This window comes from Nostoc sp., from assembly GCF_036917815.1.
Lineage (GTDB): Bacteria > Cyanobacteriota > Cyanobacteriia > Cyanobacteriales > Nostocaceae > Nostoc.
In genome coordinates, this window is the sequence record NZ_JBALEK010000087.1 from 36,056 (window position 1) to 50,365 (window position 14,310).

At 45.2% G+C, this 14,310-nt stretch carries 9 protein-coding genes; 7 read left to right on the forward strand and 2 right to left on the reverse strand.

The genetic code is table 11. The features are described 5' to 3' along the window. Positions 1–138: 138 nt before the first annotated feature. Positions 139–2,250 carry an SPFH domain-containing protein gene (locus V7K97_RS26185; protein WP_334803899.1) on the forward strand — a complete coding sequence of 704 codons (2,112 nt, stop codon included), beginning with the start codon at positions 139–141 and terminating at the stop codon, positions 2,248–2,250. A gap of 341 nt (positions 2,251–2,591) precedes the next feature. Further along, positions 2,592–4,421, forward strand: a complete 1,830-nt coding sequence (locus V7K97_RS26190; RefSeq protein ID WP_334803900.1) for a serine/threonine-protein kinase — start codon at positions 2,592–2,594, stop codon at positions 4,419–4,421. Positions 4,422–4,431: 10 nt separating this feature from the next. On the opposite strand, the gene V7K97_RS26195 is transcribed toward V7K97_RS26190, so the two are convergent. Further along, a complete protein-coding gene (locus V7K97_RS26195; RefSeq protein ID WP_013190996.1) occupies positions 4,432–4,731 on the reverse strand; it encodes a 30S ribosomal protein PSRP-3 in 300 nt (99 codons plus the stop codon). A 104-nt stretch (positions 4,732–4,835) separates the two neighbouring features. Continuing rightward, positions 4,836–5,459 (reverse strand): TetR/AcrR family transcriptional regulator, encoded by a 624-nt coding sequence (locus tag V7K97_RS26200; protein ID WP_334803901.1) that lies wholly within the window; start codon positions 5,457–5,459, stop codon positions 4,836–4,838. Between the two features lie 619 nt (positions 5,460–6,078). Here V7K97_RS26200 and V7K97_RS26205 point away from each other — a divergent pair. From V7K97_RS26205 to V7K97_RS26225, 5 genes are all read left to right on the forward strand, one after another. Continuing rightward, on the forward strand, positions 6,079–6,417 hold the full coding sequence (locus V7K97_RS26205; protein ID WP_334803902.1) for a hypothetical protein: 339 nt from the start codon (positions 6,079–6,081) through the stop codon (positions 6,415–6,417). A 50-nt stretch (positions 6,418–6,467) separates the two neighbouring features. After that, on the forward strand, positions 6,468–6,752 hold the full coding sequence (locus tag V7K97_RS26210) for a hypothetical protein (RefSeq protein WP_334803903.1): 285 nt from the start codon (positions 6,468–6,470) through the stop codon (positions 6,750–6,752). A 229-nt stretch (positions 6,753–6,981) separates the two neighbouring features. After that, positions 6,982–8,397 carry an efflux RND transporter periplasmic adaptor subunit gene (locus V7K97_RS26215; protein ID WP_334803904.1) on the forward strand — a complete coding sequence of 472 codons (1,416 nt, stop codon included), beginning with the start codon at positions 6,982–6,984 and terminating at the stop codon, positions 8,395–8,397. 110 nt (positions 8,398–8,507) lie between these two features. Further along, entirely contained in the window at positions 8,508–11,732 is a 3,225-nt protein-coding gene (locus V7K97_RS26220) for an efflux RND transporter permease subunit (RefSeq protein WP_334803905.1), read from the forward strand. A 244-nt stretch (positions 11,733–11,976) separates the two neighbouring features. Continuing rightward, positions 11,977–13,824 carry an alpha/beta hydrolase gene (locus V7K97_RS26225; protein ID WP_334803906.1) on the forward strand — a complete coding sequence of 616 codons (1,848 nt, stop codon included), beginning with the start codon at positions 11,977–11,979 and terminating at the stop codon, positions 13,822–13,824. Positions 13,825–14,310: the final 486 nt, after the last annotated feature.

Below are 14,310 nucleotides of genomic sequence, written 5' to 3' on the forward strand. Positions count from 1 at the left end.
AACTTTGTAGGTTGGACACTGCCCAACCTACAAATTGTTTATTAATTTAAAAAAAAAATTACGTCAAGTTTAAGAAATCAAGGCTTGCCCTGGTGAAGTGTTAACTTAACTAATTAGTTGCCCAAATGGGCACAAGTTATGAAAAGCTTTTCTTCTTCCCTTGGTACTTGTAAACAAAATAAGGTAGCTCGTTTTGCAGCATCTATCGTAGCAATGTTAGCGATAGCTGGTAGTGTTCACTCTGCTAATGCTACTTCTGTAAACATAACTACTCCCAAAGAAATCACTTCGGCATCAGTCCAGCTAAATCAGACTACACCAAATATTGCCCAGTTACAAACTAGCAGGACTCAATATCAAGCTGCTGGAATTAATCCTGTTGTACTGGTTCCGGTCTTACTTGTCGGCGGTTTAGTCATATTTGTCCCCCTATTCTTTGGCGGACTGGTGGTTATTGGCGAACGTGAAGTTGGCATTGTGGTGAGGAAATTCACCCTTTCCGGGCGTGGACTCCCAGCCGGCAGTTTGATTGCCCTCAACGGTGAAGCTGGCTTGCAGGCAGACACTTTAGCTCCTGGTTGGCACTGGGGCTACTGGCCTTGGCAATATTCCGTAAAGAAAGAATCAGTAATTGTCGTTCCTCAAGGGGAAATCGCTTTGATTGTGGCGGCAGATGGAGCATCCAACCCACCAGAGCGGATTTTAGGTAAAATTGTGGGTTGTGACAACTTCCAAGATGCTCGGAAATTCCTCACCGAAGGCGGGGAAAAAGGGCGGCAAATGGGTTTTCTCACGGCTGGTACCTACCGGATGAATACTGCCCTGTTTAAAGTCATCATGGCATCAAATGCCAGCGCTCATGGCATGACTCCAGAACAGTTGCGGGTGTACAGTTTGGCATCTGACAAAGTTGGCATCGTTACTACTTTAGATGGTGTACCAATTTCTGCTGGTGAACTCGCAGGCCCCATAGTTGACGAACACGACAACTTCCAAAATGGTCAGAAATTTATTAATGGAGGTGGGCGGCGAGGTTTACAAGAGCAGACCTTGCTTTCTGGTTCTTGGAACTTGAATCCTTGGTTTGTGCAGGTTGAGCAAGTACCGATGACAGAAATTCCCATTGGGTATGTGGGTGTGGTGATTTCTTTCGTGGGTAAGGCACATCAAGATGTCAGTGGTGCAGCTTTCACCCACGGGAACTTGGTGAATCAGGGACATAAGGGTGTGTGGGTCGAACCGCTATATCCTGGTAAGCACCCGATTAACTCCCGGATTATGAAGATTGAACTAGTGCCAACGACCAACATTGTCTTAAACTGGTCAGCTCGTACTGAACGCCACAGCTATGATGCTAAACTGGCTTCTCTAACTGTGCGATCGCGTGATGGGTTTGCCTTTGATTTGGAAGTAGCCCAAATTATCCATGTGGGTGCTTTAGATGCCCCGAAGGTAATTTCTCGCGTTGGTGCAATGCAAAATCTGGTAGACCATGTATTAGAACCGACCATCGGTAATTATTTCCGCAACTCAGCCCAAAACTGTACTGTACTAGACTTTCTGACTGCTCGGAGTGAGCGACAAACTGAGGCTGCTGAGTATATTAAAACAGCATTGCGGGCTTATGACGTGCAAGCGATCGACACCCTCATTGGTGATATTCAGCCACCAGCATCACTAATGCAGACACAGACAGATCGGAAAATTGCCGAAGAAGAACGCAAGACTTATGAAGTCCAGCAGATGGCACAAACCCAACGGCAGCAACTTGTCCGGGAAACCGCACTGGCTGATATTCAGCAAGAAATGGTGAAATCAGAGCAGAGTGTACATATTGCTGACTTGAAAGCCCAAGCCCAAATTAAGCAGGCGAACGGTGAAGCTGAGGGTACAAAACTTCGGGCAATGGCTGAGGCTGAAGGGATTCGAGCTACGGGTAACGCCAAAGCTGAAACATACAGTGCTGGGGTGGAAGCTTTGGGTTCCCAAGGTTATACAGCAATGCAACTGATGCAAATTATCGGCGATCGCCATGTCCGTTTGATTCCAGATGTCTTAGTTAACGGTAACGGCAGCAATAACGGCTTAGTAGATGGACTACTATCCCTGATTTTATGGAATCAAGCTGGTAAGGGTGAATTGACACCAACGCCTTTGCATCCACAACCAGTAATTAGCAAAGCAGAACCAACCGCAGAAAACGGTCTTCCACCGATAGTTCTGAATTTTCCCGTGGATAAGCAACATTAGCAACATCAGGTAGGGGCAATTCATGAATTGCCCCTACCTGAAAATAATTCTTTTCGGCTATTGTTTCCGTAAGTTCTGTTTTTGTAAAGTGGGTAGGATGCCATTGGTGTCAACTTAACGTGAAAGCCAGCCTAGAACAAGCTTCTTAAAGATCAATACGCTTGGGTTAAGGCTAAAACTCTTTGTCAAAGTAAATTTTTTTAACGAACCGCCAAGAACGCCAAGGACGCAGAGAGAACAAAGAAATGCTTAACTGAACCGTATTGTCTTAAAGATGATCTCGTTCCCAGTCTCTGACTGGAAACGAGGTTTTAAAGGCGTTTTATCTTAACTTGACACCAATGGTACGATGCCCACTCTATAACTCTGGCGGAGAAATTTTGCTGTTACAAGAACGTTATCGTTTACTCAAGCAGATTGGAAAAGGGGGATTCTGCAAAACCTTCCTGGCTGTAGATGAAGGTGAGTTTCCGCCAATTCCTTGCGTCGTTCAAGAATTATCGCCCGAATCCGAAACATTTAAAACTTTTGAGCAAAAGGCGCAACAGTTAGAGGAATTAGGGAATCATCCCCAAATTCCCACTTTGTTGGCTTATTTTCAACAGAATGGGCATTTTTATTTAGTGCAGGAGTTTATTGTCGGGACTAATTTAGCTCAGGTGGTTGAAGAGGAAGGCGCTTTTAATGAAACTCAGATTTGGCAACTGTTAGAAGATGTGTTGCCCGTTTTGGAGTTTATTAGCGATCGCCACATCATCCACCGCGATATTAAACCCCACAATATCATCCGTAGATCCCCAATTACCAAAAAGGGGGATTTGGTCATAGTTGATTTTACCACTGCGAAAATCGTCACAGAAATTGATCGCTTAACATTTGCAACCAATATCGGTAGTCCAGAATACGCTGCACCAGAGCAAACGAAAGGAAAAGCAGTTTTTGCTAGTGATTTATATAGCTTGGGTGTTACTTGTATTTACTTACTTACCCAGATTCCTCCCTTTGATTTATTTGATATTGCAAATGATTGTTGGGTCTGGCAACAATATCTTACTACCAAAGTTAGCGATGTCTGGCGACAAGACTCAAAGAGTCTACGCTTGGCGCAAATCCTCGACAAGCTGCTGCAAAATGCTGTTAACCGCCGCTTTCAATCGGCTGATGAAGTTATGCAAGCAATGGGTATGGAATGTAAAACTCAAAATCTCAAAATCCCAAATTCTCCTTGGCGATGCTTACACACCCTAACTGGACATTCTGGGACATTGAGTAGTGTGAACACCCTTGCCATCAGTCCTGACAGTCACACTTTGGCCAGTGGTAGTGATGATAAAATCGTCAAATTGTGGGATTTAAATACCAAAAAAGTCCTAGCTAGCTTCTCAGGACATTCCCAAGCTGTAAAATCAGTTACCTTCAGTCCTGATGGTCAAATTCTGGCAACAGCTAGCGACGATAAAACTATTAAATTGTGGCAGGTTGAAACATTAGAGGAAATCTGCACCTTATTGGGACACTCCCACGCCGTGAAATCAGTTGCTTTTAGTCCAGATGGGCAGATTCTTGCTAGCGGTAGCTGGGATAAGACAATCAAACTCTGGGATGTAAATACTGGCAGAGAAATTGCTACCATAGCTGGACACCAATTACAGGTAAATTCAGTAGCATTTAGTCCCGATGGAAAACTTTTAGCTAGCGCTAGTTATGACAGAACAATTCGCTTGTGGCAAATACCTGCATTAGAAAGTTCCCAGAAAGAACTTCAAAACCGCCCATCCTATAGCTTGTTAAGCACCCTTTCGGGTCATGCATGGGCGGTTTTGACAGTCGCTTTTAGCCCCGATGGTCAAATTTTGGCGACCGGTAGTGATGATAACACTATTAAATTGTGGGAGGTAAACACTGGTCAGCTAATTTGCACACTTGTAGGCCATTCTTGGTCTGTGGTGGCTGTGGCTTTTAGTGCCGATGGCGAAACGCTCCTAAGTGCAAGTTGCGACAAAACAGTTAAACTTTGGAGGATAAGCACAGCAGAAGAGATTGTTACTCTCTCTGGTCATGTAGACTCAGTATCTGCTGTTGCTGTAAGCAAAGTTACACAATTAATTGCAAGTGGCAGCCGGGACAAGACTATCAAATTGTGGCAGCTTGTAGAACAGCGCGATCGCTAATTTTGTCATATCAGGCGCTACCTGTGAAGGCAACTTCTGGAAATTTCAACTGAGCTTCTGCCATTGGACGGTTTCTGCCTTCCTCTTGCCAGTAGTTAATCACTTCTGTCGCTTTGTTAAGCAACTCGACACGATCCACGTCAGTAATCCAATGTTTGGACTCTAATTCCTTCTTTAACTCTTCCCAGGCATCATTTCTAGGCCAGAAAAAGTACTTAGTTAAAGGACTGGTGCCTTTGCCTACAACTTGATCGACTGCTAGAGCAACGTTTTCGTCTAACCACAGAATTTTCAAAATAAACTTGGTCAATCACACCTCCGGGAATTTCCGGGCATTACTTAACTAGGATAGCGATCGCTTATTTTAACGCAATACTCTATCAAATGACCAAACATTCATGAGTGCTGAAGTCATCATCTCACGCTCTGGCTTGGATGAATAATCAGATCGAGCAAGCCATTGATGAGGCGATCGCTCTCTATTGGCATAATATCTCCACCATGCAGCAAATCTCGCGTAGTCACAATATGGAGCAGCGTTGCGATAAACATTCGGGCTGCAACTTCTGGGTCGGTAAGCTGAAGTTTAGGATGAGTAGCAAAGTATTGGGTGAGAAAATCAAGATTTGGTTTCTCAACATTTTGGAGAAAAGCGCGTCCTAGTTCTGGAAAGCGACCTGATTCACCAATGACGATTCGGAAAAGTGCTATATCTTGCGGGTTTTGGGCAGCACAGTTCAGCATTTTTGTAGCATGAAGTTTCAAGAATACAACGGGTTCTTCTTCGCATGAGGGAAAGTCTTGTTGCTCAAAAAAGTTTACTTTCTCTGCCATTCGTTGGATTAGGGCGGTAAACAATGTCTCCTTATCGGCAAAGCGTCGGTAAACTGTGGCTTTAGAAACCCCTGCGGCGGCCACAATTTTATCGATCCTGGCTCCTGCATAGCCATGCTCGATAAACTCCTGCATCGCTCCCCGCAGAATCGCTTCAGTTTTTTCGGGCGATAACTCCCGCTCAACACTCTTAAGGTTACTCATCACTTAATTTCCTGGTTTGCTGGGCATCCAACTATTGACTGATTTCTATCATACCCCCTTGACAAGACAAAACTGTTTTGTTTATCTTGGATAAAGTTAAGACAAGACGAAACTGTTTCGTATTTGATGACTAACTCAGCCGAAACCAAAATGAGGCTCTGTGGTGTTTTTTGACAGAGCCATCATTACTAACATCAACTAACGAGCATTTAATCAAATCGAAATGATTCTCAGCTGAATGGCACGCTTGTAAAGCCCAAAGACTTATGTCGCCTCGTTCCTAGCCTGGAGGCTCTTAACCAGTTAGGGCATAGCTTAGAGCTTTTATTAGTGCCATTTGATTCTCATCTCTAACAATTTCACCTGATTGTGCATTTTCCAATTTTTTCCCAGGGAGGTTGAACTATGTGATCGCCAGCACAGATTGATGAAACAAATAATGATCTACCGATTGTGATTCTAGGGGGTGGTTTTGCTGGATTGTTCACAGCACTGCATCTGAGAGATTTACATTCCTGTCCGATTATTTTGATTGACCAATCGTGGAACTTCGTCTTTAAGCCGTTGCTGTATGAACTGCTCAGTAGCGAAGTCAAACTGGAGTTAATCTGTCCCCGGTATGATGCATTGCTGCATAACAATCGATCCGTCGAATCTCCAGCCCGCTAACGCTCAGGTTGCCTATCAACAAGGAGCCGCGATCGCTCATAATATCAAGGCACTGATTGCTGGGAAATCTCCTACCCCTGCAACTGTCAATCTGCGCGGTACGTTGATGAAATTGGGACTGCACCAGAGCGCTGTGGAAATCTTCGATCGCTACGAAATCAAAGGCCAGTTGGGTCAGGCAATTCGCCTCGCAACCTATCTCGAACTCATGCCGACTCCAGCCCGCAACTTTATCAACCGGACGGGATGGTTTACCGAGGACATATTGAAGCGGATTACTACTTTATAAAGCAAACTTCAGCCTTTGGTAATACTAATTATTAAGAGAAGCATACTAGTATGAACAGGTTCTCTTCAGCGGACCTCACAGCAAGCCCTCAATTTGCAACTCCAATTACTGAACAACTTGATCAAGTTGACCTCACCTATTCACCCAACCAGGTTGATAATTTGTCTGGCAACCTTTTGTTTGTAGCTTGTCTTTGTGTTGCAGCAATCTTCTTCTGTATAGGAGTTGGGGTTGGCAGACGGCATACAAGACATCATAAACCAATAGCAATTCGGCTACGGCAAATTCAAACCTTAGAAAGAATTTGGCAAATGACGGCTGAACGCAGAGATTAAAGTCCTGTCAAGAATTGTCTAAAGCTTCATTTCTGTAAGTCAGAAAATTGTGTAATTTATACCAATTTGAAAAATATTTGCGACAGATTCAAACCTGGAAACCCAGATTTAATCTGAATTACGAATCTTGACCAATGATTCCTTAATAGTCAATCCAAAATCCAAAACTTGTACTGAGCGAAGTCGAAGTATCCAAAATCTAAAATTGTCTGACGGAGTTGAATATCTTATGTCACTCGATCGCCCATTTGAATCTGTATCTTCTGAGCCAACTGTTGATCTGAAAAACAGTGCTGCAAACGTCTCTGGTTCAGTCTTAGCAACAGTCTCAACAGATCCGATCAATACTGAAGAAACCGCTTCTAAACCCCCGGTACAGCGCAAGACATGGCTTTGGGTCATACTGGCAGTTCTGCTAATTGGGGGTGGGGGCTTTGTGGGCTGGCAATTATTAGGCAACCGAAAAGCCCCACCAGCAAAAGCGCCACCGCCTCTTCCGGTTAAGGTGCAGACTGTTGAATCGAGTCAAGTTCAATCTACCTCCGAGTTTGTTGGCACATTAGAAGCCCAGGAACGCGTTTCGCTTCAGCCGCAAATTCAAGGGCGAATCGAACGTATATTTGTAGCCAGTGGCGATCGCGTCAGCAAGGGAACGCCGATTCTATCTTTAAGTTTGGATCAGACTACAGCCAATGTCTCCAGCGCCATTGCTACGGTTAACTCCAATCGGGCGGCTGTAGTAACCGCTCAGGCACAACTTGAACAACAACAAGCCAATCAAGTTAAAGCCGCCGCAGATGTGAAATTACAGCAAGTGCAGTTCCAGCGAACCAAGATGCTTGTAACAGAAGGCGCACAGGCAAGGCAAGAACTCGATATTGCTAAAAATAACATAGATGCAGCGATCGCCACCCTAAATGCTGCTAAAAAGCAGGTAAATGCGAGCCAAGCAAGTGTCAATCAGGCACTATCGAACGTCCAGCAAGCCCAGGCTCAAGTTGCCTCAAATCAAGTGAATCTGAAGCAGAAGCAGGTGCTTGCACCGCTTGATGGGATCGTTGGCGATTTCTTAGTCAAAGTAGGCGATTACGTGAGTGCTGGGGGAACCTTAACCACGATTACCAAAAACGATATCCAGGATATGCGAATTTCAGTGCCGTCCAATAATGCGGCTCAACTGCGTCGGGGATTACCTGTAGAGCTACTGGATGCCAACACAGGTAAGCGTCTAACTACTGGCAGTATTAACTTTATTTCGCCGCAAGTAACTACAGCTGCCCAATCTATTTTAGTCAAAGCCCGATTTGCTAATTCAAATGGCAAATTGCGAGATGGGCAATATGTTCGCGCCCGGATTATCTGGAGCCAGCAGGCGGGGATTTTGATTCCGACTCAAGTGGTGAATCGCATTGGTGGACAGAGTTTTGTCTATGTGGTGGAAGAAGACAAGTCAAAGAAAAAGGTGGTGGAAGAAGACAAGTCAAAACAAAAACCACAATTCGTAGTGCATCAAAAACCTGTGAAGTTGGGTGAAGTGCAAAGCGATGCTTATCCCATTTTAGAAGGAATTAAACCAGGCGATCGCCTAGCGGTATCTAACATTCTCAAACTGCGCGATGGTGTCCCCGTTCAACCACAACCTTAGAAGCGGCCGACAGGCGGCGCACCACCTGCCAGGAGTGAAACAAACATCTTTCTTCCCCCACTCCTCACTCCCTACTCCCCATTCCCTGTATTTCTTGAGAGTTAATCATCATGTCGATCGCAGACACCTTTATCAAGCGACCTGTTTTATCAACGGTTTGCACCCTCTTAATCTTGCTGATTGGTGGTATCTGTATTCCCTTGCTGCCGATCAACAACTTACCGGAAATTGCACCCATTCAGGTGCAAACCACCAGCACTTATATTGGTGCAGATGCCCAAACCGTTGAAGATACTGTATCAACCGTGATTGAGCGGCAAGTAAACGGGGTTGAGGGGATGCAGTACATGACTTCAACCAGTGGTAATGACGGCTCCAGCACCATTTCAACTCAGTTTGACCCAGAGAGTAACCGCAACATTGACCAAGTTAATGTGCAGAATCGAGCTGCGATCGCTGAACCAACGCTACCTGAGTCTGTGCAGCAAACTGGGTTAACTACCTTAGCGCGTTCCAACAGCATTCTCCTAGTTTATGGCTTCTATGCCGAAAATAGCGAGTATGACAACATCTTTTTGAGTAACTATGTTGACCTTTACATCACCGATGCCATCAAGCGCGTCCCTGGTGTAGGAGATACCAGACTGGTTGGGGAACGCGAGTATGCGATGCGGTTGTGGCTTGACCCAAATGCTTTAGCCAGTAGGGGTTTGACAGCAACAGATGTTAGCAGTGCGCTAACTTCTCAGAATGTTCAGGTGGGGGTAGGCTCCATTGGTCAAGCGCCCACGAAGACGGATCAGAAATCTAATTTCCCGCTCCGCATCAATAGTAGATTAAAAGATGTTAAGGAATTCGAGAACCTGGTACTGAAGAGCGAAACTGACGGGACGCTAGTTAAACTTAAGGATGTAGGACGAGCCGAGTTAGGCGCACAGGACTATACAACTTCGGCACTGGTACAGGGCAAAGCGGGTGCCGCCATGTTGATCTATCAACTTCCCGGCAGCAATGCGCTAAATACTGCCAAAGCCGTAGAAGCCCAGATTGCAGAGCTAGAGAAAAACTTTCCGCCCGGGTTGAAAGCCGTCATCGCCTACGACACCACCAAGTTTGTCGAAGTCTCAATTGAAGAAGTGGTCAAGACGCTGATGGAAGCGATCGCCTTAGTGGTGCTGGTGATTTTTGTCTTTTTGCAAGATTGGCGGGCGACAATCATTCCGGCGATCGCTATTCCTGTATCCCTGATTGGTGCATTGGCCTTTGCCTATCTTCTGGGCTTCTCGCTCAACACGTTGACCATGTTTGGATTGGTACTGGCAACAGGTTTGGTGGTAGACGATGCGATCATCGTCGTCGAGGGGATTGCTGCTAAAATGGAACAAGGTTTAGACCGACGACAAGCTGCTTTTGAGGCGATGGGGGAGCTTTCAGGGGCAGTGATTGCCACCTCCTTGGTGTTGATAGCGGTATTTATCCCGGTGTCCTTTTTTCCAGGGGCGACCGGTATCATGTATCGGCAGTTCGCACTGGTCATTATCTTCTCCATCAGCATTTCTTTATTCAATGCCCTGAGTTTTACCCCCAGTATGTCTGGACTGTTCTTGCATCATACCGAAGGTGAAGGGCGAGGTCCGCTAGGCTGGTTCTTTCGTCAGTTCAACCGGGGCTTTAGCTGGGTACTGGAGCAATACGAGCGTCTGACCAAGTTCCTGATCCGCATCCGGATGTTCGTGCTGGGGCTATTTATCCTCGGACTGGCAGCAACGGCGTTTATATATATTTCCGTCCCCAGTGGATTTGTGCCAGATGAAGATCAAGGTATTATTGTCGGTTTGATTCAGGCTCCCGATGGTGTCTCCCTGGCCTCCACCGAAAAAGTTGTTAAGACTGTGTCTCAAACCCTGCAAAAAGAAGTGCCGGAGATGGAAACCTCTCTCGTCATTGCCGGCTTTGGTCTGAATGGCAATGGACCCAATCAGGGGACGTTTTTCTTTAAGCTGAAAGATTGGAAAGAGCGCCAGGGTGAGGAACATTCGGTGAAGGCGATCGTGCAACGGCTGAATGGGATCTTTGGCCAAAATCAAGATGCGTTGATCTTCACCTCCAACCTACCCGCCGTCTCTGGCTATGGGGTAACGGGTGGCTTTGAATTTCAACTTCAAGACCGCACCAACGGACAACTGAGTATCGATCAATTTCTGGCGATCGCGCAACAAATAATTGCCAAAGCCAATCAGAACCCCGCCTTACACCAAGTGTTCACTCAATTCACCGCCAGCACCCCCCAGTACCAGATTGACATTAACCGCGATCGCTTAGAAGCCCTCAATGTCGATTTTAGTGAGGCAATGAATACCCTGGGCGCTTACATGGGCGGGCAGTATGTCAACGATTTTATCTTCTCCCAGCGCAGCTACCGGGTATATATCCAAGCAGATGAACAGTTTCGGAACTCTCCAGACGATATTGGTCAAATTAATGTTCGTTCCCGAAGTGGTAATCTGGTGCTACTGAATGAAGTTGCAAAAGTGACTCCCATTACAGGGCCGCAAACAATCAGCCACTTCAACTTATTCCGCTCGATCAAAATTCAAGGCAATGCTGCCCCCGGTTACAGTTCTGGGCAAGCAATTGCGGCGATGCAGCAGACCTTTAAGGAGATTGAGCAGCCCGGTCTGGGTTACGACTGGACAGGGATTTCCAGCGAAGAAACCAAATCTGGCGGACAAGCCATCTTGCTGTTTGGTCTCGGTATTGTGGCCGTGTTTCTGATTTTAGCGGCTCAGTACGAAAATTACATCGACCCAATCATCATCTTGCTGACCGTACCCTTTGCGATTTTAGGCGCTCTGTTATTCGTCTCAGTGCGCGGATTGGTCAACGATTTGTACTGTCAGGTGGCATTGGTGATGTTGATTGGTCTGGCGAGTAAAAATGCGATTTTGATTGTAGAATTTGCCAACCAATCGCGAGAGAAAGGAATGACGATCACCCAGGCTGCACTCCATGCAGTTGAACAACGGTTCCGCCCGATTTTAATGACCACAATTGCCGCCCTCTGTGGGTTCCTTCCCCTAGTACTGTCATCTGGAGCTGGTGCAGCTAGCCGTTCGTCCCTTGGTACGGCGGTGTTTGGTGGGTTATTTATCTCCGTGATCATGAGCCTGCTGCTGGTGCCTGTCCTTTATGTAGTGGTCAAAAACCTCACAGACTTTGGCTCTAAAGGTAAGCCACCCCAATCGCCTGAACCTACTCCATCTGGGGAATTAGCCTCTTTGAATGGAAAGAGTCAAGGAACAGTCGTCAAGTTTCAGGGAGATGCCCCTGCTTAACTGTTTGAGAGCGGCGCACCACACGCTACAAATGAAACAAACAAGTCAAATCCTTTTTCCTTCTAGTAGTCCGCCAAGTCAACAATGCTTGGTTTGTAGTGAGCGCTAAAGCGCTCAAATTAAGGACTAAAGTCCTAACTACGAACTTATTCACCCATCAAAGTTGGTGTGGTGGACTACTAGTACAAGAAGGCAAAAGTAAAAAGAAAGAATGCTTATTTTGTAAGCTTTCTGGCTATTTTAAATGGTTGGTTTATTTACGCCGTGTTGTACTGGTTTGTTTCTTGAAAGCGATTGGGATGCGATCGCTCTCAAGCTTGATTTCCAATACCATTTCTATACAAGTACTGCTCGTGCTTTAGAAGACACGAGTCTGTTTGTGATTCATATTACTCATTCACACGATGCTATGAAACTTAAAATTCCTTCTTGGGTCGGTACCACTATCGGGCTGTTGAGTATAGGAATGATGCCAGCTCTCGGTGCTGAACAAATAAAATTTTCTTACAGTCTTTTAGAATTTTCTCTTCCTGTTACTGATTTAAAAACTTATGCTCAAGAAGGTAAAATTAGCAGTCAACTAGCATCTTATAAAAAGTACCTCAAACCAGAGGATATTGCTCAACTACGTCAGGTTTTGACTGAAAAACAAAAATTAAGTCCCGTAGCAGTCTCTCAATTTCTCTATTCAGAAATTGGAGAATCGATGTTAAAATCTGCGGGTGAATTGATTCAAACAGATTCCAGACAAAACGGTTTTTATGCAATTCGTGCGGCGTTGATTCTAGCGGCGGCTGATCCAGAGGGATTAACACTCCTGAATACGATGCGCTACTTCCCTTCACAGAGTATTCGGATTAACTCCCAAGAGCTTTTCGCACTGATGAATAAACTTTCTACTCTGAACAAGGAGACAAGTCAAGCTCTCTCTGTAATTGAGCAAGAGTCTAATATAGAAGCATCGACTGAACCACCTGTAGATATCTCAAAATTACCGGAGTTATACAACAAGTCAGGATCGTTTTCTTGGGAAAAAAGAACGATCGCCTTTGTGGATACTAATCGTAAATCCCTGACTGGAAGTATTAAAAATAGAGTCATTCAAACCGATATTTATTTACCTCAAAGTCAAACACCTGCACCAGTTGTAGTCATTTCTCATGGACTAGGTTCCGATCGCGATAGCTTTGCTTACTTGGCAGAAAATTTAGCATCATATGGATTTGCTGTTGTTGTTCCTGACCATCCTGGTAGTGATTCTCTCCAAATGGAAGCACTACTCACAGGGAAAAGCCAACAAGTATTTGCAGACACAGAATTAATTGACCGACCTTTAGACGTAACGTTTGTACTTAATCAATTAGAACAGCGTTCAACATCTGATCCCTGGCTACAAGGAAAAATCAACGTTCAACAAGTCGGTGTGATTGGACAATCTTTCGGTGGTTACACAGCCTTAGTCTTAGCTGGCGCACGCATCAATATTAATCAGTTGCACAAAGATTGTAAATCTGAATCTGATTCGGTCAATATGTCGTTGTTGTTGCAGTGTCGTGCTTTAGCACTGGGAAAAAATTCTCCTGATTATGAACAGATACAACAAAACTTAAGTAACCTAGATTTACGCGATCGCCGAGTTAAAGCTGTGATTGCTCTGAATCCAATTACTAGTAGTATTCTTGGGCAAGCAGGTATGAGCCGAATCGAAATTCCTGTAGTCATTGCTGGTGGAGCCTCAGACACGGTTACTCCCGTCTTGTTGGAACAAGTACAAGCATTTTCCTGGTTGACTACCAAAGACAAGTATTTGGGTATTGGTGACAAAGGAACTCATTTTGACTTGATTGCTGGTGTCAGTAGCGTAATTTTACCATCTTCTAACAGTTTCTCTGGACGTGACCCAGAATTGGGACGCATTCATCTTCAGGCTTTTACTACAGCTTTCATGAAAGTATATCTTGCTCACCAGACTCAATATCGTCCGTTTCTAAGTACATCTTATGTGAAGAACTCAAATCGGGATGAACCAGTCAAGGTCTATTTCGTCATGTCGCTACCACCAGGATTTCCCCAAGGATTAGTTCGTAAATAATTAAACCTTATCTAACGCCGTGTGCAACTTTCTCTCAGACCTAACCCCCAACCCCTTCCCTACTAGCGTTGGGGAGCAAGAATCAAAGCCTCTCAGGAGTGGGGGAGAGGAATGGAAGTGGGGTTCCAAGGATAAGTTGCACATCGCGTTATCTAAGTTGAGAACTGTAGTTTTCGCCCTCACCCTAAATCCCTCTCCCAAGCTTGGGAGAGGGACTTTGAAATTCGCTCCCCGAATCCCAAATTTTGAATAAGGGCTTGGGGGATGAGGGCAAATCCTTTTCATCACCGAAGAACTATAGGTTTCAAAATAAACGTGGTTTAAGTATTCTTTCTTTTTACTTTTTACCAAATTCGGTGGGTTTAAGTCCCCCGGTTCAAAAAATAAGCAAGTATGTAAGTCTTGTTCTAAATCCCCGTTACAAAACTGTACTTCCGTTAGCGCAGCGGTAGCGAGTCCGCGTTCGCACAGCGTCTCGTAGAGAGC

What these genes read in the sequence shown, in the direction of transcription:
- V7K97_RS26185 (WP_334803899.1), top strand. Translation starts at nt 139, where the DNA reads ATGAAAAGCTTTTCTTCTTCCCTTGGTACTTGTAAACAAAATAAGGTA.
- V7K97_RS26190 (WP_334803900.1), top strand. Translation starts at nt 2,592, where the DNA reads ATGGTACGATGCCCACTCTATAACTCTGGCGGAGAAATTTTGCTGTTA.
- V7K97_RS26200 (WP_334803901.1), bottom strand. Translation starts at nt 5,459, where the DNA reads ATGAGTAACCTTAAGAGTGTTGAGCGGGAGTTATCGCCCGAAAAAACT.
- V7K97_RS26205 (WP_334803902.1), top strand. Translation starts at nt 6,079, where the DNA reads ATGATGCATTGCTGCATAACAATCGATCCGTCGAATCTCCAGCCCGCT.
- V7K97_RS26210 (WP_334803903.1), top strand. Translation starts at nt 6,468, where the DNA reads ATGAACAGGTTCTCTTCAGCGGACCTCACAGCAAGCCCTCAATTTGCA.
- V7K97_RS26215 (WP_334803904.1), top strand. Translation starts at nt 6,982, where the DNA reads ATGTCACTCGATCGCCCATTTGAATCTGTATCTTCTGAGCCAACTGTT.
- V7K97_RS26220 (WP_334803905.1), top strand. Translation starts at nt 8,508, where the DNA reads ATGTCGATCGCAGACACCTTTATCAAGCGACCTGTTTTATCAACGGTT.
- V7K97_RS26225 (WP_334803906.1), top strand. Translation starts at nt 11,977, where the DNA reads ATGGTTGGTTTATTTACGCCGTGTTGTACTGGTTTGTTTCTTGAAAGC.